The 23,818-nt window shown below is 69.3% G+C and carries 22 protein-coding genes and 1 tRNA gene; 11 read left to right on the top strand and 12 right to left on the bottom strand.

Annotated elements, in window-relative coordinates; all coding sequences use genetic code 11:
* Window position 1: 1 nt before the first annotated feature.
* From dnaE to WD026_RS01730, 5 genes are all read right to left on the bottom strand, one after another.
* The gene (gene dnaE / locus WD026_RS01750; protein WP_425721940.1) at window positions 2-3,568 is read right to left on the bottom strand and encodes a DNA polymerase III subunit alpha; all 3,567 of its coding nucleotides are present in this window, start codon (window positions 3,566-3,568) and stop codon (window positions 2-4) included.
* Window positions 3,569-3,602: 34 nt separating this feature from the next.
* A complete protein-coding gene (locus tag WD026_RS01745) occupies window positions 3,603-4,298 on the bottom strand; it encodes a DUF599 domain-containing protein (protein ID WP_425721939.1) in 696 nt (231 codons plus the stop codon).
* A 78-nt stretch (window positions 4,299-4,376) separates the two neighbouring features.
* On the bottom strand, window positions 4,377-4,931 hold the full coding sequence (locus tag WD026_RS01740; protein WP_425721938.1) for a flavodoxin family protein: 555 nt from the start codon (window positions 4,929-4,931) through the stop codon (window positions 4,377-4,379).
* A 56-nt stretch (window positions 4,932-4,987) separates the two neighbouring features.
* On the bottom strand, window positions 4,988-5,881 hold the full coding sequence (locus WD026_RS01735) for a pirin family protein (RefSeq protein ID WP_425721937.1): 894 nt from the start codon (window positions 5,879-5,881) through the stop codon (window positions 4,988-4,990).
* 14 nt (window positions 5,882-5,895) lie between these two features.
* Window positions 5,896-6,597, bottom strand: a complete 702-nt coding sequence (locus WD026_RS01730) for a pirin family protein (protein ID WP_425721936.1) — start codon at window positions 6,595-6,597, stop codon at window positions 5,896-5,898.
* Window positions 6,598-6,728: 131 nt separating this feature from the next.
* Between WD026_RS01730 and WD026_RS01725 the strand changes: the two genes are divergently transcribed.
* The 5 genes from WD026_RS01725 to WD026_RS01705 are packed head-to-tail and all read left to right on the top strand — an operon-like array spanning window position 6,729 to window position 11,450.
* The gene (locus WD026_RS01725) at window positions 6,729-7,679 is read left to right on the top strand and encodes a LysR family transcriptional regulator (protein ID WP_425721935.1); all 951 of its coding nucleotides are present in this window, start codon (window positions 6,729-6,731) and stop codon (window positions 7,677-7,679) included.
* A 50-nt stretch (window positions 7,680-7,729) separates the two neighbouring features.
* The gene (locus WD026_RS01720) at window positions 7,730-8,848 is read left to right on the top strand and encodes an NAD(P)/FAD-dependent oxidoreductase (protein ID WP_425721934.1); all 1,119 of its coding nucleotides are present in this window, start codon (window positions 7,730-7,732) and stop codon (window positions 8,846-8,848) included.
* Window positions 8,845-9,735 carry a tRNA glutamyl-Q(34) synthetase GluQRS gene (gene gluQRS / locus WD026_RS01715; protein WP_425721933.1) on the top strand — a complete coding sequence of 297 codons (891 nt, stop codon included), beginning with the start codon at window positions 8,845-8,847 and terminating at the stop codon, window positions 9,733-9,735. The genes WD026_RS01720 and gluQRS overlap by 4 nt, the downstream gene beginning before the upstream one ends.
* 24 nt (window positions 9,736-9,759) lie before the next feature.
* On the top strand, window positions 9,760-10,488 hold the full coding sequence (trmB, locus tag WD026_RS01710; RefSeq protein ID WP_425721932.1) for a tRNA (guanosine(46)-N7)-methyltransferase TrmB: 729 nt from the start codon (window positions 9,760-9,762) through the stop codon (window positions 10,486-10,488).
* Between the two features lie 23 nt (window positions 10,489-10,511).
* Window positions 10,512-11,450 carry a pseudouridine synthase gene (locus WD026_RS01705; RefSeq protein ID WP_425721931.1) on the top strand — a complete coding sequence of 313 codons (939 nt, stop codon included), beginning with the start codon at window positions 10,512-10,514 and terminating at the stop codon, window positions 11,448-11,450.
* 22 nt (window positions 11,451-11,472) lie between these two features.
* On the opposite strand, the gene alaS is transcribed toward WD026_RS01705, so the two are convergent.
* Entirely contained in the window at window positions 11,473-14,121 is a 2,649-nt protein-coding gene (gene alaS, locus WD026_RS01700; RefSeq protein ID WP_425721930.1) for an alanine--tRNA ligase, read from the bottom strand.
* 224 nt (window positions 14,122-14,345) lie between these two features.
* On the opposite strand from alaS, the gene WD026_RS01695 reads away from it, so the two are divergent.
* Window positions 14,346-15,824: an NAD-dependent succinate-semialdehyde dehydrogenase gene (locus WD026_RS01695; RefSeq protein ID WP_425721929.1), complete on the top strand. Its 1,479-nt coding sequence runs from the start codon at window positions 14,346-14,348 to the stop codon at window positions 15,822-15,824.
* A gap of 4 nt (window positions 15,825-15,828) precedes the next feature.
* A complete protein-coding gene (locus WD026_RS01690) occupies window positions 15,829-17,433 on the top strand; it encodes a gamma-glutamyltransferase family protein (protein WP_425721928.1) in 1,605 nt (534 codons plus the stop codon).
* Between the two features lie 7 nt (window positions 17,434-17,440).
* On the opposite strand, the gene WD026_RS01685 is transcribed toward WD026_RS01690, so the two are convergent.
* Complete coding sequence (locus WD026_RS01685; protein ID WP_425721927.1) at window positions 17,441-18,745, bottom strand: Hsp70 family protein; 1,305 nt, start codon at window positions 18,743-18,745, stop codon at window positions 17,441-17,443.
* A 37-nt stretch (window positions 18,746-18,782) separates the two neighbouring features.
* Here WD026_RS01685 and WD026_RS01680 point away from each other — a divergent pair.
* A tRNA-Gly gene (locus tag WD026_RS01680) sits at window positions 18,783-18,856 on the top strand.
* An 18-nt stretch (window positions 18,857-18,874) separates the two neighbouring features.
* A complete protein-coding gene (locus tag WD026_RS01675; RefSeq protein ID WP_425721926.1) occupies window positions 18,875-19,042 on the top strand; it encodes a hypothetical protein in 168 nt (55 codons plus the stop codon).
* Between the two features lie 9 nt (window positions 19,043-19,051).
* Here WD026_RS01675 and WD026_RS01670 read toward each other — a convergent pair whose 3' ends face one another.
* From WD026_RS01670 to WD026_RS01660, 3 genes are all read right to left on the bottom strand, one after another.
* Entirely contained in the window at window positions 19,052-19,618 is a 567-nt protein-coding gene (locus WD026_RS01670; RefSeq protein ID WP_425721925.1) for a TMEM165/GDT1 family protein, read from the bottom strand.
* A gap of 63 nt (window positions 19,619-19,681) precedes the next feature.
* The gene (locus WD026_RS01665) at window positions 19,682-20,320 is read right to left on the bottom strand and encodes a CoA transferase subunit B (RefSeq protein WP_425721924.1); all 639 of its coding nucleotides are present in this window, start codon (window positions 20,318-20,320) and stop codon (window positions 19,682-19,684) included.
* Between the two features lie 2 nt (window positions 20,321-20,322).
* Window positions 20,323-21,030: a CoA transferase subunit A gene (locus WD026_RS01660; protein ID WP_425721923.1), complete on the bottom strand. Its 708-nt coding sequence runs from the start codon at window positions 21,028-21,030 to the stop codon at window positions 20,323-20,325.
* A gap of 102 nt (window positions 21,031-21,132) precedes the next feature.
* Here WD026_RS01660 and WD026_RS01655 point away from each other — a divergent pair, with 102 nt between their 5' ends.
* A complete protein-coding gene (locus WD026_RS01655) occupies window positions 21,133-21,687 on the top strand; it encodes a LuxR C-terminal-related transcriptional regulator (RefSeq protein WP_425723182.1) in 555 nt (184 codons plus the stop codon).
* A gap of 13 nt (window positions 21,688-21,700) precedes the next feature.
* Here WD026_RS01655 and WD026_RS01650 read toward each other — a convergent pair whose 3' ends face one another.
* Entirely contained in the window at window positions 21,701-22,675 is a 975-nt protein-coding gene (locus WD026_RS01650; RefSeq protein WP_425721922.1) for a Bug family tripartite tricarboxylate transporter substrate binding protein, read from the bottom strand.
* 16 nt (window positions 22,676-22,691) lie between these two features.
* Window positions 22,692-23,093, bottom strand: coding sequence for a carboxymuconolactone decarboxylase family protein (locus WD026_RS01645; protein ID WP_425721921.1), 402 nt, complete (start codon window positions 23,091-23,093; stop codon window positions 22,692-22,694).
* Between the two features lie 140 nt (window positions 23,094-23,233).
* On the opposite strand from WD026_RS01645, the gene WD026_RS01640 reads away from it, so the two are divergent.
* Window positions 23,234-23,818, top strand: coding sequence for a peroxidase-related enzyme (locus tag WD026_RS01640; protein ID WP_425721920.1), 585 nt, complete (start codon window positions 23,234-23,236; stop codon window positions 23,816-23,818).

The following is a 23,818-nucleotide window of genomic DNA, read 5'->3' as shown; positions in this document are numbered from 1 at the left end:
GTCAGTCGAACACGATCTCGGCGCGCTGCTCGTGCGCCTGGGCCATCCAGCTGGCCAGCGCGGCGTCGGTGGGGAAGAACAGCGAACGATCGTCCAGCTGCAGTTCGCACTGCGCGCCCTCGCGCAGCAGCGACAGCCGCACCGGCAGGCCGCGCACCAGTTCGCCCTGCTCGGTGATCTCGCGCCGGGGCGGGAATTCGCGCACCAGCTGCGCCACCGCCGGGGCGTGGCCATTGACGGCCACGCGCAGGTACTTGCCGAAGCGGCAGCGCGCGGCGGCCAGGTCCCACACCTGCTGGATCTTCAGCCGCAGGCCGCCCGAGAAGCGGTCGGGCTGGGCCAGGGCCTGCACCACGATCAGCTCGTCTTCCTTCAGCGTGTTGCGGTGCGCATTGATCAGACCCTCGTCCGCGCTCACCTCCATGACTGCGGTCTTGTCGTCGAGCTTGAACAGCGCGAGCTTGCCGCGCTGGCCATTGATGACCCGGAAGTCGGTGACGATGCCGGCCAGGATCACCGGGTCGCGGCTGTCCTTCACGGCCTCCAGCGGCGTGCGGGCAAAACGCCGCACCTCGCGCTCGACCTCGTCGAACAGGTGGCCCGACAGGTAGAAGCCGATCGCGCTTTTCTCGTGCGTGAGGCGTTCCTTCACGCCCCAGGGCAGCGTGGCCACCAGATCGGGCTCCTGCGTGCTGGAGCCGTGGTCGTCGCCGCCCAGCATGTCGAACAGGCCGCCCTGGTGGGCATTGGCCTGGGTGGTGGCCGCGTAGTCGAAGGCCAGGTCCACCGAGGCCAGCAGCTCGGCCCGGTTGAGGTGAATGTTGTCGAAGGCACCGGCCTTGATCAGCGCCTCCACCGTGCGCTTGTTGATGCGGGTGCGGTCCACGCGCAGGCAGAAGTCGAACAGGCTCTTGAAGGGGCCACGCTCGTGGCCGTTGGGGCCTTCGCCACGCCCTTCGCGCGCGGCCACGATGGCCTCGATGGCCTGCTGGCCCGTGCCCTTGATGGCGCCCAGGCCGTAGCGGATGGACCGGTCGGTGACCGGCTCGAAGCGGTGCACGCCGCGGTTCACGTCGGGGGCCTCGAAGCTCAGGCCCATCTTCACCGCGTCCTCGAACAGCACCTTGAGCTTGTCGGTGTCGTCCATCTCCACCGTCATGTTGGCGCAGAAGAACTCGGCGGTGTAGTGCACCTTGAGCCAGCCGGTGTGGTAGGCCAGCAGCGAGTAGGCGGCGGCGTGCGACTTGTTGAAGCCGTAGCCGGCGAACTTCTCCATCAGGTCGAAGACCTCGTCGGCCTTCTCCTGGCCGATGCCCTTCTCGGCCGCGCCCTTGCGGAAGATCAGGCGGTGCTCGGCCATCTCTTCGGGCTTCTTCTTGCCCATGGCGCGGCGCAGCAGGTCGGCGCCACCGAGTGAATAGCCGCCCAGGATCTGGGCCGACTGCATCACCTGCTCCTGGTAGACCATGATGCCGTAGGTCTCCGCCAGCACCGGCTCCAGCAGCGGGTGCGGGTACTCCACCACCTCGCGCCCGTGCTTGCGGGCCACGAAGCTGGGAATCAGGTCCATCGGGCCCGGGCGGTACAGGGCGTTCAGCGCAATCAGGTCTTCCAGCCGGGTGGGCTTGGCGTCGCGCAGCATGCCCTGCATGCCCCGGCTTTCAAACTGGAACACCGCTTCGGTCTGACCGCGCGAGAACAGGGCATACACCTTGGGGTCGTCCAGCGGCACATCTTCGAAGCGGAAGTTTTCCTGCCCCTTGTGGCGCTGCATGATGAATTCGCGCGCGATCTCCAGGATGGTGAGCGTGGCCAGGCCCAGGAAGTCGAACTTCACCAGGCCGATGGCCTCCACGTCGTCCTTGTCGTACTGGCTCACCGCCGAGTCGCTGCCGGGCTGGGCATAGAGGGGGCAGAAGTCGGTCAGCTTGCCCGGCGCGATCAGCACGCCACCGGCGTGCATGCCGATGTTGCGGGTCATGCCTTCGAGCTTCTGCGCCAGCTCGATCAGCGTGCGCACATCGTCTTCCTTCTGCAGGCGCTCGGCCAGCAGCGGCTCCATCTCGATGGCGTAGTTGTTCTTGTCGCCGTCTTTCTTGGGGCTGGGCGGGTACTGCAGGGTCACGCTCATGCCCGGCTTGTTGGGGATGAGCTTGGAGATGCCGTCGCAGAAGCCGTAGGAGAAGTCGAGCACACGGCCCACGTCGCGGATGGCAGCACGTGCGGCCATGGTGCCGAAGGTGGCGATCTGGCTCACCGCGTCCTTGCCGTACTTCTCCTTGACGTAGTCGATGACGCGGTCGCGGTTGCTCTGGCAGAAGTCGATGTCGAAGTCGGGCATGGACACCCGCTCCGGGTTCAGGAAGCGCTCGAACAGCAGGTTGTACTGCAGAGGGTCGAGGTCGGTGATCTTGAGCGCATAGGCCACCAGCGAGCCAGCACCCGAACCCCGGCCCGGGCCCACCGGGCAGCCATTGTTCTTGGCCCAGTTGATGAAGTCGCCCACGATGAGGAAGTAGCCCGGGAACCCCATCTTGAGGATGGTGTTGATCTCGAACTCCAGCCGCTCCACGTAACGCGGCCGCTGCCGGTCGCGCTCGGCCGCATCGGGGTACAGGTGCAGCAGCCGCTCCTCCAGCCCCTCGAACGAGGACTGGCGGAAGAAGTCCTCCATGGGCATGGGCACGCCATTGACCAGGGGCGTGGGAAAGTTGGGCAGCTGCGGCTTGCCCAGCACCAGGGTCAGGTTGCAGCGGCGCGCAATCTCGAGCGTGTTGGCCACGGCCGAAGGCACGTCGGCGAACAGCGCTGTCATGTCGGCCGCGCTCTTGAAATACTGCTCGCGGGTGAAGCGGCGCACCCGGCGGCTGTTGCCCAGGATCTCGCCTTCGGAGATGCACACGCGGGCCTCGTGCGCCTCGTAGTCGTCGGCCTCCAGGAACTGCACCGGGTGGGTGGCCACCACCGGCAGGCGCAGCCGGGCGGCCAGCTGCACCGTGGCGGTGACGTGGCGCTCGTCGTCGGTGCGGCCGGCGCGTTGCAGCTCCAGGTAGAAGCGGTGGGTGAACAGGCTGGAGAGCTGCAGGGCGACATCGGCCGCCTTGCGGGCATCACCCGCCATGAGCGCCTGGCCCACCGGGCCGGCCTGTGCACCCGAGAGCAGGATCAGCCCGCCGTTGAGTTCTTCCAGCCAGGCGCGCTGGATGACGGCCTGACCCCGGCCGTCGTTGCGGGTCCAGGCGCGGGCCAGCAGCTCGGACAGGTTGAGGTAACCCTGGTGGTCCTGCACCAGCAGGATGGCCCGCGGCAGGGCCGGCTGGTGGGCGCCGGGCATGGCGCCGGGGGTTTCGTCGGTGAAGCCCTGCAGCATGACCTCGGCGCCGATCAGGGGCTTGACCCCGGCGCCGCGCGCGGCCTTGTAGAACTTGATGGCCCCGAACAGGTTGTTCAGGTCGGTGATGGCCAGGGCGGGCTGGCGGTCGGTGGCGGCAGCGGCCACGACATCGTCGATGCGGTTGGTGCCATCGACGACGGAGAACTCGGTGTGCAGGCGCAGATGGACAAACATGCGCCCGATTTTAGGGACTGGGGACAGGCCCCGATCAGTCCTTCAGGATGGACAGGACTTCCGAGCGGAATTCGCGGTTGTAGAGGATGGCCACCACGATCAGCGTCGCCCCCACCATGGCCACCGGCGAGACGAACCAGGCCAGCAGCGCGAACGAGAAGTAGTAGGCGCGCAGGCCGTCGTTGAAGGTCTCGGCCGCCGAGCCCACCATGGCGGCGGCCCGGTCGGCGAACTGCTGGCGGTCGAACTGGCCGCTCTCGAAGGATTCGGGCGGCGGCATGGAGCCGATGACCAGCGCCACGAAGGTGTACTGCCGCATGCACCACGAGAAGCGGAAGAACGAGTACACGAAGATCGAGACCAGCACCACGATCTTGAACTCGAAGACGATGAGCGTGGTGGCCTGGGCGAACGGGATCTCGCTCATCAGCTCGGCCGCCTTGTCGGTGGTGCCCAGCAGCGCAAACAGCGCACCGATGACCAGGATGGAGGTGGACGAGAAGAAGGCCGGCGTGTTGGACAGGGTCTGGGTGATCAGGCCGTCCAGCATGCGGGGATCGCGCGCGGTGGTCTGCTGCATCCAGTAGCGCCGGTAGCGGTTGGTGGTGTCCAGCAGCGAGGGACGGCGGCGCGACCAGACCTTGGCAAACCGGGCGTAGCCCACCCACAGGGCAAAGAAGCAGACCAGGGCCAGCCAGTCGGCCCAGGGGATGAGGCTGATGATCTTCATGGGATCGGCGGGGCAAGCGGTGCAATCGACTGACGGCGACTGTGCCACAAGCCGGGGCCGATCCCGGCCCGGGCAGGGTCAGCCCTTGAAGCGCTTGGCCACGGCGGCCACGCGCTCGCCGAACTGGCGGGCGGTGTCCACGTCGCCCTGCGGGATCTTGTCGGCACCGGCGTCCGACGGGGCCTGCACCAGCAGACCGACCGAGCCACCGAGGTTGTTGACGTCGGCGCGGGTGGAGGCCAGCTTGTTGGACGGTGCCATGCCCAGGCTCACCCACAGGCCGCCGTGCTGGGCCGACAGGGTGGACAGGTAGGACAGGGTGGAGCCCTTGTCGCCGTTGAGGCTGGCGCTCACGGTGAAGCCGGCAAAGAACTTGTCCTGCCAGGCGCGGGTGAACCAGGCCTTGGACGACGCGTCGGCGAACTTCTTGAACTGCCAGCTCGGACCGCCCATGTAGGTGGGCGTGCCCATGATGATGGCGTCGGCGGCGGCCAGGGCGTCCCAGGCGCCTTCGGGCAGGTTGCCGTCGGCGTCGACAGCGATCAGGTCGGCGCCGGCGCCCTGGGCCACCGCCTGGGCGATGAACTGGGTGTGGCCGTAGCCGGAGTGGTAGACAACAACAACTTTTGCCATGGTTTGCTTTCAGGGTTGTGCGCCGGTCGGCGCGGGTGGGAACGAAAGGGGAATGGTCAGCGGGTGAAGGAAGGCTCCAGCAGGCCCATGTCGCCGCGCTGGAAGGCCTGGGCATAGGCCGCAATGTCCTGCCGGCTGTTGCCCACGAAGGGGCCGTAGGGCACCACCGGCTCGCGCAGCGGCACACCGGCCAGCAGCACCGCATGTGCGCCCGATGCGCCGGTTTGCAAGGTCAGCGCGGAGCGGCCGGCAGCGTCGGCCGGGGCGGGCGCCAGCACCACGGTCTGGTCGGCGCGGGCCGGTTCGTCGTTGGCCATCATCTCGCCGGCGGTGACGATGAGGAAGCCGTTGGCCGCGTTGTCCACCGGCAGGTCGATCCGGGCGTTCGGCGCCAGGGTGATGGCCAGCAGGTCCACCCGGGTGGCCCAGCGCGGGTCCTGGCCGATGGGCGAGCTCAGCCCGGCAAACGACCCTGCCGCCACCTTGACCTGCACGCCCTCGCCCTGCCACACCGGCATGTCGGCGCGGTTCACCTTGAACACGGCGGCCGGGTCCTGCTTGTGGCGGCGCGCCATGTTCACGAAGATCTGCAGGCCGATGGCGGCGCGGCCCGGCTGGCTGGGGGTTTCCTCGTGCACGATGCCGCTGCCTGCCTGCGTCCAGTGCAGGTCACCGGGCTGGATGGTGCTGTGGTCGCCCAGCGAGTCGCGGTTGACCACGCCGCCGGGCGAATCGTCCAGCAGCAGGGTCACCGCGCTCATGCCGCCGTGCGGGTGCGGCAGAAAGAAGTTCTGCGGCATGTGGAACAGGTCGACCCCGATGAAGGGATCGATCAGGCCCAGGTGCTCCGGATGGAACATGCGGGCATGGGTCCGCGCATCGAAGGCGTGGTGGGGCATGTCCACCACCTGGTGCAGGGCGCGCCGGGTCAGGAGTTCGGAGCCGCACATGGTGGGTGCTCCGCTCAGGCGGCCAGGTCGAAGACCAGGACTTCGGCGTCGCGGCCCTGGTCGAGCACCAGCTCGGACTCCTCGCGCACCGCCACCGCATCACCGGTCTTCAGCGCATGGCCGTTCACCGACAGTTCGCCGCGGATCAGGTGCACATAGGCCTTGCGCGCCGGGTTCAGGGCCAGGCGGGCCGACTCGGCACCGTCGAACAGGCCGGCGTAGATGGTCGCGTCGGCATGCAGCTTCACGGCGCCGTCGGCCGCATCCTTCGAGGCCACCCGGCGCAGCTGGCCACGCTTCTCGGCCTCGGCAAAGGCCTTCTGCTCGTAGCTCGGCGGAATGCCGCGCACATCGGGCTCGATCCAGATCTGCAGGAAGTGCGTCTCGCTGTTGGGCGCGTGGTTGAACTCGCTGTGCATGACGCCGGTGCCGGCGCTCATGCGCTGCACCTCGCCGGGCGGGATGCCTTCCACATTGCCCATGCTGTCCTTGTGGGCCAGATTGCCCTGCAGCACGTAGCTCACGATCTCCATGTCGCGGTGCCCGTGGGTGCCGAAGCCGGTGCCGGGGGCGATGCGGTCTTCGTTGATGACGCGCAGGTTGCCCCAGCCCATCCACTGCGGGTCGAAGTAATCGGCAAACGAGAACGAATGCTGGCTGCGCAGCCAGCCGTGGTCGGCATGGCCTCGGGCTTCGGAACGGCGGACGATCAGCATGGTGCTACTCCTTCTGCGGCCCGGGGACGATTCCCCGGTGTCGATGGGCTCCATTCTGAAGAGCCGAATACCCAAATCGGCTGCATGATTTTGATGGCATCATTCAAATCGTTTGAACACAAGGAGCTGCCATGCCCGCCCCCGCCTCGCCCCGGTCGGCCCTGTCGGCCGAGAACCTGGCCCTGCTGGAAGCCGTGTCCCGCCTGGGCAGCATGGCCGCTGCGGCGCGCGAACTCGGCATGGTGCCCAGCGCACTCACCTACCGCATCCGCCAGATCGAGGACGCCCTGGACGTGCTGCTGTTCGACCGCAGCGCCCGCCGCGCCGTGCTCACGCCCGCCGGGGCCGAGCTGCTGCGGTCGGGCGAGCACCTGCTGCAGGAGCTCGATGCCGTGGCCCAGCGGGTGCGCCGGGTGGCCACCGGCTGGGAGCCGCAGCTCTCGATCGCGGCCGATGCCCTGATCGCGCGCGGCACGCTGTTCGAGCTGTGCGAGGCCTTCTACGCCACCGGTGCCCCGACCCGCCTGCGCCTGCGGGCCGAAACGCTCTCGGGCACGCTGGAGGCACTGCAGAGCGGCGCGGCCGACCTGGCCCTGGGCGTGTCGGTGGAACTGGCCATACCGGGCATCCAGGTGGCGCCGCTGGGCAGCGTGCCCTTCGTGTACGCCGTGGCACCGCACCACCCGCTGGCCGCGGTGGCCCATGCGCTGTCGGACGACGAGCTGCGCCGCCACCGCGCGGTGGCGGTGGCCGACAGCACGCTGCGCGGACGCGGCGTGACCCACAACCTGCAGCCCGGACAGGATGTGCTGACCGTGCCCACCATGCAGCACAAGCTCGAGGCCCAGCTGCGCGGGCTGGGCGTGGGCTTCCTGCCGCAGCCGCTGGCCCAGCCCTACATCGATGCCGGCCGGCTGGTGGTCAAGCCGCTGCAGCGCACCTCGCGCACCCAGCGTGCCGCCTATGCGTGGCGGCAGGACACCGGCCCCCAAGGGGCGGGTCGTGCGCTGCAATGGTGGCTGGAGCGGCTGCAGCACCCCAAAACCCGCCACGCCCTGCTGCACAACCACCACCAGAGCTGAAAGCCGCTGCTACATTCGGCTCACCCCCTGAACACATCCCCCACGCCACCATGACCACTCGCAGGCCCACCCGCGCTCCCCAGCCCTCCCCGGCCCCCGCCGCCGCGCCCTTGCGGCATGTCGCCGTGATTGGCGGCGGCATGGCCGGCGTGACCTGCGCCCGCACCCTGCTGCAGGCCGGTCACCGCGTCACCCTGATCGAGAAGAGCCGGGGTTTCGGGGGTCGCATGTCGACCCGGCGCAGCGAGTTCGGCGGTTTCGACCACGGCGCCCAGTACTTCACCGTGCGCGATGCGCGCTTCGAGCAGGTGCTGCGGCTGACCGCCACCTCGGTGGTGCGGCCCTGGAGCGCGAGCACGGTGCGGGTGCTCGACGAGTTCGGCCATGTGCTGGCCAGCGCGCCGCCGCCCACCGAACCGCACTTCGTGGCCACCCCGGGCATGAACGCCCTGGTGGGGCTGTGGGCCCAGCCCATCGTCCGCCCCGAGCAGCACGGCCAGCTGCCGGCGCAGGCCCTGGTGCAGGTGCGTGTGACCCAGATCGAGCGCGACGCCCTGCACCCGCACCAGTGGCAGCTGCGGGTTGAAGACGCCGAGGGCGGCCAGCGCGTGCTGGGCGGCTTCGACCAGGTGGTGCTGGCCATTCCGCACCCCCAGGCCCACGACCTTCTGCTGGCCTCCGGCCTGGCGCCCGAGCTGCGCAAGGCCCTGGCGCCGGTGCATGTGGCGCCCTGCTGGACCCTCATGGTGGCCTACCCGCAGGCCATGCAGCCCGGCCTGCCGCACCTGGGCCCGCAGTGGAACGCCGCCCGCAGCACCCACCACCGCATCAGCTGGCTGGCCCGCGAATCGAGCAAGCCGGCGCGCGACCCCATCGAGCGCTGGACGGTGCAGGCCAGCCCCGAGTGGTCGACCCGCCACCTGGAAGACGATGACGAGCGCGTCAAGGCCAAGCTGCTCAAGGGCTTTGCCGAGATCACCGGCATCCGCGCCACGCCCACCCACGCGGTGGTGCACCGCTGGCGCTACGCCCAGACCCGTACGCCGCTGGGCCGCTCGCACCTGATGGATCCGGCACTGGGCATCGGCCTGTGCGGCGACTGGTGCCTGGGCCACCGGGTGGAAGACGCCTTCGTCTCGGGCCTGGAACTGGCCCTGGCCATGGCGTGAAGCCGCGCGGCCGGTTCGCGCCCTCGCCCACCGGCCCGCTGCACGCCGGCTCGCTGGTGGCCGCGCTGGCCAGCTGGCTCGATGCCCGCGCCCGCGGCGGCGAATGGTGGGTGCGCATCGAGGACGTGGACACCCCGCGCTGCGTGGCCGGCGCCGATGCCTTCATCCTGCAGCAGCTCGCTGCCTGCGGCATGAGCAGCGACGCGCCGGTGGTGTGGCAATCGAAACGCAGTGCGCTGTACCAGGCCGCGCTGGACCGTCTGCTGACCACCGGACAGGCCTACCCCTGTGCCTGTTCGCGCAGCGACATCGAGGCCGCCCTGGCCGCCGCCGGACGCCAGCGTGAACGCCACCAGGCCGCCGTCTACCCCGGCACCTGCCGCCAGGGCCTGCACGGGCGGCCCGCCCGCGCGTGGCGGCTGCGCCTGCCCGAGGCAGCCACGGTGCACTGGCACGATGCCCGGCTGGGCGAACAGGTGCAGGACGTGGCGGCCGAGGTGGGCGACTTCGTGCTGCGCCGCGCCGACGGCCTGTGGGCGTACCAACTGGCCGTGGTGGTGGACGACGCCGATCAGGGCATCACCCATGTGGTGCGCGGCGCCGACCTGGCCGACAACACGCCGCGCCAGATCCTGCTGCAACGCGCCCTGGGCCTTCCCGCACCGGCCTACCACCATGTGCCCCTGGTGCTGGGCGCCAACGGCGAGAAGCTGAGCAAACAGAACGGTGCAGCAGCGCTGGACCTGACCGAGCCACTGGCCGCATTGCAGGCCGCGGCGGCAGTGCTGGGCCTGCCCCCGGCCGGCGGCAGCGTGGCCGAGGCGCTGGCGCTGTGGGTGCAGGCATGGCGCCGCCAGTGGCAGGCCGGTGCCGGCGCGGCCACCTAAAATCGCAGGCTTTGCCCGCCCGCCATGACCGACCCCCGACACGCCCTGCCCCGCCCCGCCCCCACCGACGTGGAGCACCTGCGCGTGGTCAAGAGCTACGTGCTGCGGGCCGGCCGCACCACCGCCGGGCAGGCCAAGGCCTACGAGGTGTTCGGACCACGCTTCCTGGTGCCGTACGCGCCGCAGCCGCTGGATCTGCCCGCCACCTTCGGGCGTCAGGCGCCCACGGTGCTGGAGATCGGCTTCGGCATGGGCGGCGCCACCGCCCACATCGCCGGCGTGCGGCCGCAGGACAACTTTTTGTGCTGCGAGGTGCACGAGCCCGGCGTGGGTGCCCTGCTCAAGCTCTGTGGCGACAACGGCCTGGAGAACATCCGCATCGTGCGGCACGACGCGGTGGAGGTGATGGACCACATGCTGGCCGACGGCAGCCTGGACGGCGTGCACATCTTCTTCCCCGACCCCTGGCACAAGACCAAGCACCACAAGCGCCGGCTCATCCAGGGGCCGTTCGTGAACCGGCTGGCCCGCAAGCTCAGGCCCGGCGGCTATGTGCACCTGGCCACCGACTGGCAGCCCTACGCCGAGCAGATGGTCGAGGTGCTGGCCGCCGAGCCGCTGCTGCGCAACACGGCCGACCCGGCCCTGGGCGGCTACGCCCCCAAGCCCGACTACCGACCCCTCACCAAGTTCGAGAACCGCGGCCTCAAGCTCGGCCACGGCGTGTGGGACCTGGTCTGGTCCCGCGTCTGACCTGCTGATCCCGACGGCCCGGCATGGCGCACCGGCCCAAGAATCCGCTGATACCGGTGCGCGACGGCGTCTCGCCGAGCTGCGTGGCCGTGCCGCACGACAAGCCCTGCCCCTGGCCCAGCGTGCTCGACTTCCTGAGCGACCGGCTGCCCGCCGTCGACCGCGCCGGCTGGGCCGCCCGCCTGCACGCCGGCGAGGTGCTCGACGACAGCGGTCAGCCCCGCGCACCCGACAGCCCCTGCACCCCCGGCGAACGCCTGTACTACTACCGGCGGCTGGAGGCCGAGCAGCCCATCCCGTTCGAAGAGGCGGTGCTGTTCCAGGACGAACACCTGCTCGTCATGGACAAGCCGCACTTCCTGCCGGTGGTGCCGACCGGCCGTTATGTGCAGCAGAGCCTGCTGGTGCGGGCCAAGCGGCGCACCGGCATCGACACCCTGAGCCCGCTGCACCGCATCGACCGCGAAACCGCCGGCGTGGTGGTGTTCAGCATCCGCCCGCAGGACCGCAACGCTTACCAGGCCCTGTTCCGCGACCGTGCGGTGGACAAGTGTTACGAAGCCATCGCCGCCTGCCCGGGCGACTCACCCGCACTGCAGGGCCATGTGCGGCGCAGCCGCATCGAGGAAGACCCGGCCGGCTTCTTTCGCATGCACGAGGTGGATGGTGAACCCAACAGCGAGACCCGCATCAGCGAACAGGAACGTCGGGGCGGTTGGGCAAAGTTCGCGCTGGAGCCGGTCACCGGCAAGCGCCACCAGCTGCGGGTGCACATGGCCGCCCTGGGGCTGCCCTTGGTGGGCGATCAGTTCTATCCAGCGGTACGGCGCGGCCCCGACGAGCCGGAAGATTTTGCCGAGCCGCTGCGCCTGCTGGCCCGGGCCATTGCCTTCACAGATCCGGTGACCGGGCAGGCCCGGCGCTTCGAGAGCGGCCGGGCGCTGGACTGGCCGGCCGGCTGAACGCCGACCGCCCTGACCTGGGTCAGACCCGCTCGGCCACCCAGCCCTGCACCGATTTCAGCGCGGCGTCCAGGCCGGACGCGTCGGTGCCGCCAGCCATGGCCATGTCGGGCTTGCCGCCGCCCTTGCCGCCGACCTGCTGGGCCACGAAGTTGACCAGCTCGCCGGCCTTGACCTTGGCCGTGCTGTCGGCGGTGACGCCTGCGGCCAGCTGCACCTTGCCGCCGTCCACGGCCGCCAGCACGATGGCCGCGGTCTTGAGCTTGTCCTTGAGCTTGTCCAGCGTGTCGCGCAGCACCTTGGCATCGGCACCCTGCAGGGTGGCGGCCAGCACCTTGATGCCCTTCACGTCGATGGCCTGGGCCATCAGCTCGTCGCCCTGGCTGGAGGCCAGCTTGCCCTTGAGCGCGGCCACTTCCTTCTCCAGGGCGCGCACCTGCTCCAGGGTCTGGCCGATGCGGGCCTGCAGTTCGGCCGGCGAGGCCTTGAGCGTGCCGGCGGCCTGGGCCACGGTGGATTCCAGCGACTGCAGGTAGCTCAGCGCGTTGACGCCGGTGACCGCCTCGATGCGGCGCACGCCGGCGGCCACGCCGCCTTCGGCCACCACCTTGAACAGGCCGATGTCGCCGGTGCGGCCCACGTGGGTGCCGCCGCACAGTTCGCGGCTGCTGCCGATGTCGAGCACGCGCACAGTGTCGCCGTACTTCTCGCCGAACAGCATCATGGCGCCGGTGGCCTTGGCGGCCTCGATCTCCATCACGCGGGCCTGGGTGGCGGCGTTGGCCAGGATCTCGGCATTCACGATGGCCTCGATCTGGCGGATCTGCGCATCCGTCACCGGGGCGTTGTGCGCAAAGTCGAAACGGGTGCGCTCGGCGTTCACCAGCGAGCCCTTCTGCTGCACATGCTCGCCCAGCACCTCGCGCAGGGCCTTGTGCATCAGGTGGGTGGCGCTGTGGTTGCGCACGGTGGCCGCACGCAGCGTGGTGTTGACGCGGGCGGTGACGGCATCGCCCACGGCCAGGGTGCCCTGGGCCACGCTGCCGTGGTGGCCGAACACGTCGGCGCGGATCTTCTGGGTGTCTTCCACCACGAAGCGGGCCGAGCCGGCCACGAGTTCGCCTTCGTCACCGACCTGACCGCCGCTCTCGGCGTAGAACGGGGTGGTGTCGAGCACCACCACACCCTGCTGACCGGCCTGGAGTGCGGCCACCGGGGTGCCGTCGAGGTAGAGCGCCACCACCTTGGCCGGGGCTTCGAGGTGCTCGTAGCCCACGAAGGTGTTGCCGGCGCCGGTGTACTCCAGCGCCCTGTCCATCTTGAACTTGCCGGCGGCACGGCCCTTGGCCTTCTGGGCCTCCATGGCGGCGTGGAAGCCGGCCTCGTCCACCGTCAGGCCCCGTTCACGGCACACATCGCCAGAGAGGTCGAGCGGGAAGCCGTAGGTGTCGTGCAGCTTGAAGGCCACGTCGCCGGGCAGCACCTTGGCGCCGTCGGCCAGGGCGGCGTCCAGGATCTCCATGCCGTTGGCCAGCGTTTCGTAAAAGCGCTCTTCCTCGGCCTTGAGCACCTCGGTGATGCGCTGGGCCTGGTTGGCCAGGTTGGGGTAGGCATCGCCCATCATCTTCACCAGGTCGGGCACCAGCTTGTGGAAGAACGGGGTCTTCTGGCCGAGCTTGTAGCCGTGGCGGATGGCGCGGCGCACGATGCGGCGCTGCACATAGCCGCGGCCTTCGTTGCTGGGGATCACGCCGTCGCTGATGAGGAAGGCGGTAGCGCGGATGTGGTCGGCAATCACCTTGAGCGAAGGGTTGCCCAGGTCGGTGGTGCCGGTCTCGCGGGCGGCGGCCTTGATCAGCACGTCGAAGATGTCGATCTCGTAGTTGCTGTGCACATGCTGCAGGATGGCGGCCAGGCGCTCCAGGCCCATGCCGGTGTCCACGCAGGGCGCCGGCAGCGGCACGACCGAGCCGTCTTCCTTCATGTCGAACTGCATGAACACGTTGTTCCAGATCTCGATGAAGCGGTCGCCGTCTTCATCGGGGCTGCCCGGGGGGCCGCCGGGGATGTGCGGGCCGTGGTCGTAAAAGATCTCGCTGCAGGGGCCGCAGGGGCCGGTGTCGGCCATCATCCAGAAGTTGTCGCTCTTGTAGCGGCCGCCCTTGTTGTCGCCGATGCGGATGATGCGACCCTCCGCCTTGACGCGCTCCGGGGTCCAGCCGGCCTTCACGAAGATGTCTTCCCAGATGGCATGGGCCTCGTCGTCTTCCTGGTAGACCGTGGCGTACAGCTTGTCGGCTGGAAGCTTGTAGACCTGGGTCAGCAGCTCCCAGGCCCAGTTCAGGCTTTCCTTCTTGAAGTAGTCGCCGAAGCTCCAGTTGCCCAGCATCTCGAAGAAGGTGTGGTGGCGCGCGGTGTAGCCCACGTTCTCCAGGTCGTTGTGCTTGCCGCCGGCGCGCAGGCAGGCCTGGACCGAGGCAGCGCGCACATAGCTGCGCTTGTCGGTGCCCAGGAACACGTCCTTGAACTGCACCATGCCGGAGTTGGTGAACATCAGCGTGGGGTCGTTGCCCGGCACCAGAGGGCTGGAGGCCACCACGGTGTGGCCCTTGGAGGCGAAGAAATCCAGGAAGGTTTTGCGGATGTCGGCGACTGAGGCGGGACGGGTCATGGTGGCCTTGCGGTGGAGCGGTGGATGGCGGGTGCCCCGGGGGTATCCCCGGCAGCGCCAAAGCCCCCTATTTTCCAACACTTTTGCACTCCGGCAGGGCGGTCGGGAGTGGCCCGGCGCAGCCGGTCACCACCGGTACTGCAAGGTCGTCCGGCCCGGGCTATCCTGCCGGATTCCGCGCTGGCGCCTGGCCAGCTTGCGCCACCCACCGACCGGAGACACCCATGGACATGAAGACTTCCCCCCTGGCCCTGCTGAAAGACCCCAGCCTGCTCAAGACCGACGGCCTCATCAACGGCCGGTGGGTCAAGGGCAGCAGCCGCTTCGACGTGCTCGACCCCGCCACCGGCCTGAAGCTGGCCGACGTGGCCAACCTGGGTCCGGCCGATGCGCAGGCCGCCATCGACGCGGCCAACGCCGCCTGGGCCGGCTGGCGCAACAAGACCGCCAAGGAGCGCTCCAACGTCCTGCGCGCCTGGTTCAACCTGCTCATGGCCAACCAGGACGACCTGGCCCGCATCCTGACCGCCGAACAGGGCAAGCCCTACCCCGAGGCCAAGGGCGAGATCGCCTACGGCTCCAGCTTCGTGGAGTGGTTTGCCGAGGAAGCCAAGCGGGTCAACGGCGAGACCCTGCCCACCTTCGACAACAACCGCCGCCTGCTGGTGCTCAAGCAGCCCATCGGCGTGTGCGCGGCCATCACGCCCTGGAACTTCCCGCTCGCCATGATCACCCGCAAGGTGGCACCGGCCCTGGCCGCCGGCTGCCCGGTGATCATCAAGCCGGCCGAGCTCACGCCGCTGACCGCGCTGGCCGCCGCCGAGCTGGCCGTGCGCGCCGGCATCCCGGCCGGTGTCATCAACATCCTGAGTGCCGACAGCGAGCAGAGCATCGCCATCGGCAAGGTGCTGTGCGCCAGCGACGTGGTGCGCCACCTCTCCTTCACCGGCTCCACCGAAGTCGGCCGCATCCTCATGGCGCAGAGCGCGCCCACGGTGAAGAAGCTCAGCCTGGAGCTGGGCGGCAACGCGCCCTTCATCGTGTTCGACGACGCCGACATCGACTCCGCCGTCGAAGGCGCCATTGCCAGCAAGTACCGCAACGCCGGCCAGACCTGCGTGTGCGCCAACCGCCTGTATGTGCAGGCCGGCGTGTACGACGCCTTCGTGGAAAAGTTCGCTGCGCGCGTGGCCGCATTCAAGGTGGGCAACGGTTTTGACGACGGCGTGGTGCAGGGTCCGCTGATCGAGGACGCCGCCGTGGACAAGGTGCAACGCCACGTGAGCGATGCCGTGGCCAAGGGCGGCCGCGTGGTCACCGGCGGCCAGAAGCTGCCGGGGCAGTTCTTCCAGCCCACCGTCATTGCCGACGCCAAGGGCGACATGCTGTGCGCCCGCGAAGAAACCTTCGGCCCGCTGGCGCCGGTGTTCAAGTTCCACACCGAGCAGGAAGCGATTGATGCGGCCAACAACACCGAGTTCGGTCTGGCCAGCTACTTCTACAGCCGCGACGTGGGCCGCATCTTCCGCGTGAGCGAGGCGCTGGAGTACGGCATGGTCGGCATCAACGTGGGCATCCTGGCCACCGAGCACGTGCCCTTCGGCGGCGTGAAGCAGTCGGGCCTGGGCCGCGAGGGTTCGCACCACGGCATGGACGACTATGTGGAGATCAAGTACCTCTGCGTCGGCGACGTGATGAAGTGATCGCATGAACTTCCAGTGGAATAACCCGTACCCGGTCTCGCGCGCGCCGCTGCTGGCGCGCAACGTGGTGGCCACCTCGCAGCCGCTGGCTGCGCAGGCCGGCCTGCGCATGATGCTCAAGGGCGGCAACGCGATCGACGCCGCCATTGCCGCCGCCGCCGCGCTCACCGTGGTGGAGCCCTGCTCCAACGGTCTGGGCAGCGACAACTTCGCCATCGTCTGGGACGGGCAGCGGCTGCATGGCCTGAACTCCAGCGGCGTGGCCCCGGCCACCTGGACGCCGGATTACTTCCGCAACAAGCACGGCAAGATCCCGCTGCGCGGCTTTGACGCGGTCACCGTGCCCGGCGCGGTGGCCGGCTGGGTGGCGCTCTCGGAACGCTTCGGTGCCCTGCCCTTTGCCGACCTGATGGAACCCGCCATCGAGCTGGCCGAGGCCGGCTATGCGGTGGGCCCGGTGGTGGCCGACAAATGGGCCCGCGCCGTGCCGCAGCTGCACGACCAGCCCGGCTTTGCCCAGGCCTTCATGCCGCGCGGCCGCGCACCCCAGGTGGGCGAACGTTTTGCCTTCCCCGATGCCGGTCGCACGCTGCGCGCCATTGCCGCCACCAAGGGCGAGGCCTTCTACCGCGGCGAGGTGGCTCAGGCCATCGACGCCTTCGCGCGCGAGCACGGCGCGCAGATACGCGCGTCCGATCTGGCCGCCCACCAGGTGCAGTGGGTGGACACCATCCACACCGACTTTGCCGGTCACACGGTGCACGAGCTGCCGCCCAATGGCCAGGGCATTGCCGCCCTCATGGCGCTGGGCATGCTGGAGCAGCTGGAGATCGGCCGCTTCGGACCCGACAGCGTGGAGAGCGCCCACCTGCAGATCGAGGCCATCAAGCTGGCCTTTGCCGACACCTACCGCTGGGTGGCCGACGAGCGCTTCATGACCGAGGTGCGCGCCGCCGACCTGCTGGACCCGGCCTACCTGCGCGAACGCGCCCGGCTCATCGACCCGAAACGCGCCATCGACCCCGGTGCCGGCCACCCACCGCGCGGCGGCACGGTGTACCTGAACGCCGCCGACGCACAGGGCCGCATGGTGAGCTTCATCCAGAGCAACTACCTGGGCTTCGGCAGCGGCGTGGTGGTGCCGGGCTGGGGCGTGAGCCTGCAGAACCGGGGCCACGGCTTCACCCTGCAGGACGGCCACCCCAACCAGGTGGCGCCGGGCAAGCGGCCGTTCCACACCATCATCCCCGGCTTCCTCAGCCGCGACGGTCAACCGGTGATGGCCTTTGGCGTGATGGGCGCCAACATGCAGCCGCAGGGCCATGTGCAGACGCTGGTGCGCATGCTGGTGCACGGCCAGCAGCCGCAGGCCGCCTGCGACGCCCCGCGCTGGAAGTGGGGCCAGGGCCTGGATGTGGACTTCGAGCCCACCATGGCGCCCGAGCTGCGCGAAGGCCTCAAGGCCCTGGGCCACCGCTTCGAGCCGGCGGCCGATGCCTACCTCGACTTCGGCAGCGGCCAGTTCATTGCCCGCCTGAGCGACGACCTGCAGGATGGCTACGTGGCCGCCAGCGACTCGCGCCGCGACGGCCAGGCCGTGGGTTACTGAAGCCGCTTCACCGGAACAGCCGACGGGCGTGCACGCCCAGGCCCACCGCCACGCTGGCATGGCGGTCGCCGTGCACCGCCCGGGCCGACGGCAGGCGCGCCGCAATGCGCTGCGTCAGTGGCCCGAAGCCGGTGGAGCCACCGGTGAAGTACACCGTGTCCACCGCGTCGGCCGCCACGCCGGCCAGCTGCAGCGTGGTGTCCACGGCCTGCACGATGCGGTCCAGATCGGCATCCAGCGCCTGCAGCGCCTGTGCCGCATCGAAGGGCACCTGCAGCGCCGGCTCCAGCAGCCCCAGGTCGATGGTGGTGCAGCCACCCTCGGCCACGGCGATCTTGGCGTCCTCGGCCCGCGCCAGCAGGGCATGGCCCAGGCGCTCATCCACCACCCGCATGAGGCGCCGGTACTGAACCGGGTCGCCATAGAAGCTGGCCATGCGGCGCAGCTCGGCCACGCGGGGCGCGGTGTAGACCGTGTTGATCAGGTGCCAGGTGGCCAGATCGAAGTACACCCGGCTGGGCACCTCGCGCGGCGGGCTGCCGTCGGCGCGGGCCGGACCCAGACCGCGGTAACCGCAGGCCGGCAGGATGGCGGCCAGCTCGACCTGGCGGTCGAAGTCGGTGCCGGCAATGTGCACGCCGTGGTTGGCCAGGATGTCGTCCTGCCGGTCCAGCCGCTGCCGGCGCTGCGGCCCCACCCGCACCAGCGAGAAGTCGGAGGTGCCGCCGCCGATGTCGGCCACCAGCACCAGCGCCTCGTGGTCCAGGTGCTGCTCGTGATCGAGCGCAGCGGCGATCGGCTCGTACTGGAAGCTGATGTCGCGCAGACCGCAGGCCCGCGCGGCCTCTTCCAGCGCCTGCTGGGCCCGGGCATCGCGCACCGGATCGCCATCGACGAAGAACACCGGCCGGCCCAGCACCGCGCGTTCCAGCGCCACGCCGGTGCGGCGTTCGGCCGCGGTCTTGAGCTGCTGCAGGTAGCCGGTGATGACGTCGCGGTACCGCACCGCACGGCCCTCGCCCACGTCGGTGCTCTGCTCGGCCAGGGTGGAGCCCAGGATGCTCTTCATGGAGCGCATCAGCCGGCCCTCCTGCCCCTCCAGGTAGGCCGCCAGCGCGGCCCGGCCGTAGAGGCGCTCCGGCGGCTCGTGGCCCGAGAGGCCTTCGACCCGGTAGAACACCGCCGTGGGCATGGTCACCTGCGAGGCCTCCAGCTCGACCAGCGCCATGCCTGCCGGGCCGGCCGGCACCGCAATGGCCGAGTTGGAGGTGCCGAAGTCGACGGCGCAGAAGGCATCAGGGGTGGACGGCATGAGGGCGCGGATTCTAGCCGCTAGAATTTGCGGCGCTGCGGGTGTAGTTCAATGGCAGAACGGCAGCTTCCCAAGCTTCATACGAGGGTTCGATTCCCTTCACCCGCTCCACTTTCTGAAGGCCAGGCCATGGAAGACCCCCGCTGCTGCGGCACCGGCACCTGCATCATCAACGCCGACGGTTACTGCTGGTGCGGCCAGCGCTGGGACGGCGAGAAGATGTGCTTCCCGGAGCCGGCATCCCGGGCCGACGAGGACGGCGCCGACACCGACGCCTCGCCGGCACCCGACCACTGAGGCAACGCCTCAGCTGCCCACGCCCAGCAGGGCCAGCACGCCCAGCACCGCAAAGATCAGCGCCGCCACCGCGTGCACCGCACGGATGGGCACCTTGCGGGTGATGGCATCGCCGAAGAACACCACCGGCGCGTTGGCCAGCATCATGCCCAGCGTGGTGCCCACCACCACCGCCACCAGCGGCTCGTACTGGGCCCCCAGCGCCACCGTGGCGATCTGCGTCTTGTCGCCCATCTCGGCCAGGAAGAAGGCCCAGGTGGTGGCGGCAAACACACCGAAGTGGCTGCGCGACGGTGCATCGTCGTCGTCGAGCTTGTCGGGGATGAGCATCCACACCGCCATGGCGATGAACGAGACGCCCAGCACCCAGCGCATCACGTCCGGACCGATGGCGGCCATCAGCCAGGCACCGGCCGCGCCGGCCAGGGCATGGTTGAGCACGGTGGCCACGAAGATGCCGGCGACGATGGGCCAGGGGCGCTTGAAGCGGGCGGCCAGCACCAGCGAGAGCAGCTGGGTCTTGTCGCCCATTTCGGCGAGGGCCACGATGCCGGTGGACAGGAGGAAGGCTTCCAAGGTGGGGACTCTGCAAAAGAAAACGCCCGCACAGGGCGGGCGACGGGCGGGATTTTACCGACCTCAGATCAGCGTCACGCCGGTCTTGGACTGGATGAATTCGCGGGTCACGCCGGGCGCCAGTTCCACCAGCTTGAGGCCCTGCGGCGTCACGTCCATGACGCCCAGGTCGGTGATGATGCGGTCGACCACGCCCACGCCGGTGAGCGGCAGGGTGCACTTCGGCAGGATCTTGAGGTCTTCGGTGCCGTCCTTCTTGCGGGCCACGTGCTCCATGAGCACGATGACGCGCTTGACGCCGGCCACCAGGTCCATGGCGCCACCCATGCCCTTGACCATCTTGCCCGGGATCATCCAGTTGGCCAGGTCGCCGTGCTCGCTGACCTGCATGGCGCCCAGGATGGACAGGTTGATCTTGCCGCCACGGATCATGGCAAAGCTCTGTTCGCTGCCGAAGATGCTGCTGCCGGCGATCGTGGTCACGGTCTGCTTGCCGGCGTTGATGAGGTCGGCGTCCACCTCGTCCTCGGTCGGGAAGGGGCCGATGCCCAGCATGCCGTTCTCGCTCTGCAGCCAGACTTCCTTGGTGGAGGGCACATGGTTGGCCACCAGCGTGGGGATGCCGATGCCCAGGTTGACGTAGAAACCGTCTTCGAGTTCGTGGGCCGCGCGGGCGGCCATCTGGTCTTGGGTCCAGGCCATGGTCAGACTCCTGCCTTTTCGGTGATGGTGCGTTTCTCGATGCGCTTCTCGGGGGTCGGGTTGTGCACGATGCGGTGCACATAGACGCCCGGCAGGTGCACCTGGTCGGGGTGGATGGCGCCGGTCTCGACGATCTCCTCGACCTCGACCACGCAGATGCGACCGGCCATGGCGGCGGCCGGGTTGAAGTTGCGGGCGGTGTAGCGGAACTGCAGGTTGCCGCTGCGGTCGGCGCGGTGCGCCTTGACCAGCGACACATCCGGCACCAGCGAGCGCTCCATCACATAGGTCTCGCCGTCGAATTCACGCAGCTCCTTGCCCTCGGCCACGATGGTGCCCACACCGGTCTTGGTGAAGAAGGCCGGGATGCCCGCACCACCGGCGCGCAGCTTCTCGGCCAGCGTGCCCTGGGGCGTGAACTCCAGCTCCAGCTCGCCGGCCAGGTACTGGCGCTCGAACTCCTTGTTCTCGCCCACGTAGCTGGAAATCATGCGCTTGATCTGGCGCGTCTCCAGCAGCTTGCCCAGGCCGAAACCATCGACACCGGCGTTGTTGGAGATGACGGTCAGACCCTTGACGCCGGAATCGCGCAGGGCGTCGATCAGGGCCTCGGGAATGCCGCACAGGCCGAAGCCGCCCACGGCCATGAGCTGGCCATCGGCGACGATGTCTTTCAGCGCCTCGGCAGCGCTCGGGAAAATCTTGTTCAAGGACGGGCTCCTGTGAAACGGATGAAGGGGCAACCCTGCACGATACTACGTAAAGCGCTACGTAGTATTTCGTAAAGAACAACCCAGGTGAGCACCCCGACCATGACCATCGATTACCGACTCGCCTTCGACCTGGCGCCGGTGGGCCTGGCGCTCTCGCGCGAACGCACCATGGTCGACTGCAACCAGGCCCTGTGCGACATGTTCGGTGCCAGCCGGGAGCAGCTGGTGGGCCAGAGCTTCCAGATCCTCTACCCCAGCGCGGACGAATACGAGCGCCTGGGCGCCCGCATGGCGCCGCTGCTGGGCCGCAGCGGCACCTATGGCGACGACCGCATCATGAAGCGGGTGGGCGGCCCCCAGGCCGGCGAGACCTTCTGGTGCCACGTGACCGGCCGCGCGGTGGACCGCAGCGCGCCGCACGCGGCCGGCATCTGGAGCTTCGAAGACCTGTCCGAACGCCGGCCGGTGAAGGCCGAGCTGACCGCCCGGGAACGCGAGGTGGCAGCCCTGCTCATGGACGGCCTGACCAGCAAGGAGATCGGCAAGCTGCTGGGCATCAGCCACCGCACGGTGGAGGTGCACCGGGCGCGGCTGATGCGCAAGTACCGGGCCCACAGCACGCCGGATCTGGTGCACCGGCTGCTGGGGGGCTGAGGACCTCGGTGGCTTACTGCGGCTGGTAGCCGCTGTCCTTGATGATGCGCGCCCAGGCCTGGCGGTAGGCGGCCTCGCGCCCGGCCAGTGCCTCGCCGCTGCTGTGGCCCACGGTCAGGCCCATGGCGGTGAGGCGGTCGCGCACGTCGGGCTGCGCCAGGGTCTTCTGCAGGGCGCTGCTGAGGCGATCGAGCGCGGCGCGCGGTGTGCCGGCCGGTGCAAACAGGCCGTAGTACGGCACGTCCTCGAAGCCCTTGATGCCCAGTTCGGTGAAGGTGGGCACATCGGGCAGCTGCGCCTGGCGCTGGGTACCCATGACCGCCACGATGCGCAGCTTGCCGGCCTTGTGGTTCTCGATGAAGTCGGGCACCGAACCCACGCCGGCCGGGATGGTGTTGCCCAGCATGTCGGCCATCATGGGCGCGCTGCCCCGGTAGGGCGCGGCCACCAGGTCCAGCCCGTTCTGCTGCCCCAGCACCTGCACCGCGAACTGCGGGGTGGAGGCCGGTGCCGGGATGCCCACGGTGCTCTTGCCGCCCGCCGCCTTGACCAAGGCCAGCCAGCCCTTCAGATCGCTCGCCGGGGTGCCACCCGACAGGGCCACGGCATTGACGAAGGTGGCAAAGCCGGCCACCGGCACGAAGTCGCGCGCCGGATCGAAGCCCGGGTTCTTCATGGTCAGCGGCAGGATGGTCACGCTGTGGTCGTGGCTCAGGAACACGGTGTTGCCGTCCGGGGCGGCGGCCTTCAGGGCCTGGGCGGCCAGCTGGCCACCGGCGCCGGGCTTGTTCTCCACCACCACCGGCTGGCCCAGCTCGTCCTTCAGGCGCTCGGCCAGGATGCGGGCGATGGCGTCCGTTCCGCCCCCGGGCGGAAAGCCCACCAGCACCCGCAGCGGGGTCTGGGCCTGGGCCAGGCCGGAAGCGGCCAGGGTGAGGCCGGCGGCCAGGGTGGCGAGGTGGGTGCGGCGGTTCTGGAACAGGGACATGGTCATCCTCCGGGGTTCAACGGGACTCGCCTTCCACCACGCCGGCGGCGGTGCGGAAAGCCTCGACGGCGGTGGGCACGCCGCAGTACACGGCGGCCTGCAGCAGCACTTCCTGCAGCTCCTCGGGCGTGGCGCCGTTGTTCAGCGCGCCGCGCACATGGCCCTTGAGCTCGTTCTGGCGGCCCAGCGCGGTGAGCATGGCCACGGTGACCAGGCTGCGGGTCTTGAGGTCGAGCGTGCCGCGCTGCCAGACATCGCCCCAGGCCTTGCGGGTGATGTGCTGCTGGATGGGTTCGGTGAAGGGCGTCATGCCGGCGAAGGCGGCCTCGACGAAGGCGTCGCCCATGACCTGGCGGCGCATGGCCAGACCGCGTTCGAATTCGGGATCGGAGCCGGCGGGGATTGGGGGAATGGACATGGGGGTGGGGTGGAGGCAGGGTGGTGTCAGGATCGTCGGCAACGATAACGCACGCGACCGCCCCGGCCAACCGCCGAAGGCAGAATCGCGACACCACCGGGACGTCGCCCGACGTCTTCCCACACACCACAGGAGACACCATGAGCCGCTACCCCGCCCCCGACATCAACGACCTGCCCGAGGACATCAAGGCCCGCGTGCTGGAAGTGCAGGAGAAGGCCGGTTTCGTGCCCAACGTGTTCCTGTCCCTGGCCCGGCGCCCGGCCGAGTGGCGCGCCTTCTTTGCCTACCACGACGCCCTCATGACACCCGAGACGGTGGGCCGCACCAGCGGCCTGACCAAGGGCGAACGCGAGATGATCGTCACCGCCACCAGCGCGGCCAACCAGTGTCTGTACTGCGTGGTGGCCCACGGCGCCATCCTGCGCATCTACGAGAAGAAGCCGCTGGTGGCCGACCAGGTGGCCATCAACCACCGCAAGGCCGACATCAGCCCGCGCCAGCGCGCCATGCTGGACTTCGCGATGAAGGTCTGCCAGCAGTCGCACGCCATCGAGGACGCCGACATCGACGCCCTGCAGGCCCACGGCTTCACCGACGAAGATGCCTGGGACATTGCGGCCATCACGGCCTTTTTCGGGCTGTCCAACCGCATGGCCAGCTTCAGCGGCATGATGCCCAACCCGGAGTTCTATCTGATGGGCCGCCAGCCCAAGGTCAAGTGA

The sequence above is a fragment of the Hydrogenophaga sp. R2 genome (assembly GCF_049843595.1).
Taxonomy (GTDB): domain Bacteria; phylum Pseudomonadota; class Gammaproteobacteria; order Burkholderiales; family Burkholderiaceae_C; genus Hydrogenophaga.
Note: the sequence above shows the minus strand (reverse complement) of the source record. Positions and strands in the feature narration are given on the sequence as shown.

What these genes read in the sequence shown, in the direction of transcription:
- alaS (WP_425721930.1), bottom strand. Translation starts at nt 14,121, where the DNA reads ATGACCCGTCCCGCCTCAGTCGCCGACATCCGCAAAACCTTCCTGGAT.
- WD026_RS01735 (WP_425721937.1), bottom strand. Translation starts at nt 5,881, where the DNA reads ATGTGCGGCTCCGAACTCCTGACCCGGCGCGCCCTGCACCAGGTGGTG.
- WD026_RS01725 (WP_425721935.1), top strand. Translation starts at nt 6,729, where the DNA reads ATGCCCGCCCCCGCCTCGCCCCGGTCGGCCCTGTCGGCCGAGAACCTG.
- WD026_RS01655 (WP_425723182.1), top strand. Translation starts at nt 21,133, where the DNA reads ATGACCATCGATTACCGACTCGCCTTCGACCTGGCGCCGGTGGGCCTG.
- WD026_RS01640 (WP_425721920.1), top strand. Translation starts at nt 23,234, where the DNA reads ATGAGCCGCTACCCCGCCCCCGACATCAACGACCTGCCCGAGGACATC.
- WD026_RS01690 (WP_425721928.1), top strand. Translation starts at nt 15,829, where the DNA reads ATGAACTTCCAGTGGAATAACCCGTACCCGGTCTCGCGCGCGCCGCTG.
- WD026_RS01675 (WP_425721926.1), top strand. Translation starts at nt 18,875, where the DNA reads ATGGAAGACCCCCGCTGCTGCGGCACCGGCACCTGCATCATCAACGCC.
- dnaE (WP_425721940.1), bottom strand. Translation starts at nt 3,568, where the DNA reads ATGTTTGTCCATCTGCGCCTGCACACCGAGTTCTCCGTCGTCGATGGC.
- WD026_RS01665 (WP_425721924.1), bottom strand. Translation starts at nt 20,320, where the DNA reads ATGGCCTGGACCCAAGACCAGATGGCCGCCCGCGCGGCCCACGAACTC.
- WD026_RS01745 (WP_425721939.1), bottom strand. Translation starts at nt 4,298, where the DNA reads ATGAAGATCATCAGCCTCATCCCCTGGGCCGACTGGCTGGCCCTGGTC.
- WD026_RS01645 (WP_425721921.1), bottom strand. Translation starts at nt 23,093, where the DNA reads ATGTCCATTCCCCCAATCCCCGCCGGCTCCGATCCCGAATTCGAACGC.
- trmB (WP_425721932.1), top strand. Translation starts at nt 9,760, where the DNA reads ATGACCGACCCCCGACACGCCCTGCCCCGCCCCGCCCCCACCGACGTG.
- WD026_RS01705 (WP_425721931.1), top strand. Translation starts at nt 10,512, where the DNA reads ATGGCGCACCGGCCCAAGAATCCGCTGATACCGGTGCGCGACGGCGTC.
- WD026_RS01685 (WP_425721927.1), bottom strand. Translation starts at nt 18,745, where the DNA reads ATGCCGTCCACCCCTGATGCCTTCTGCGCCGTCGACTTCGGCACCTCC.
- WD026_RS01730 (WP_425721936.1), bottom strand. Translation starts at nt 6,597, where the DNA reads ATGCTGATCGTCCGCCGTTCCGAAGCCCGAGGCCATGCCGACCACGGC.
- WD026_RS01695 (WP_425721929.1), top strand. Translation starts at nt 14,346, where the DNA reads ATGGACATGAAGACTTCCCCCCTGGCCCTGCTGAAAGACCCCAGCCTG.
- WD026_RS01650 (WP_425721922.1), bottom strand. Translation starts at nt 22,675, where the DNA reads ATGTCCCTGTTCCAGAACCGCCGCACCCACCTCGCCACCCTGGCCGCC.
- WD026_RS01720 (WP_425721934.1), top strand. Translation starts at nt 7,730, where the DNA reads ATGACCACTCGCAGGCCCACCCGCGCTCCCCAGCCCTCCCCGGCCCCC.
- WD026_RS01740 (WP_425721938.1), bottom strand. Translation starts at nt 4,931, where the DNA reads ATGGCAAAAGTTGTTGTTGTCTACCACTCCGGCTACGGCCACACCCAG.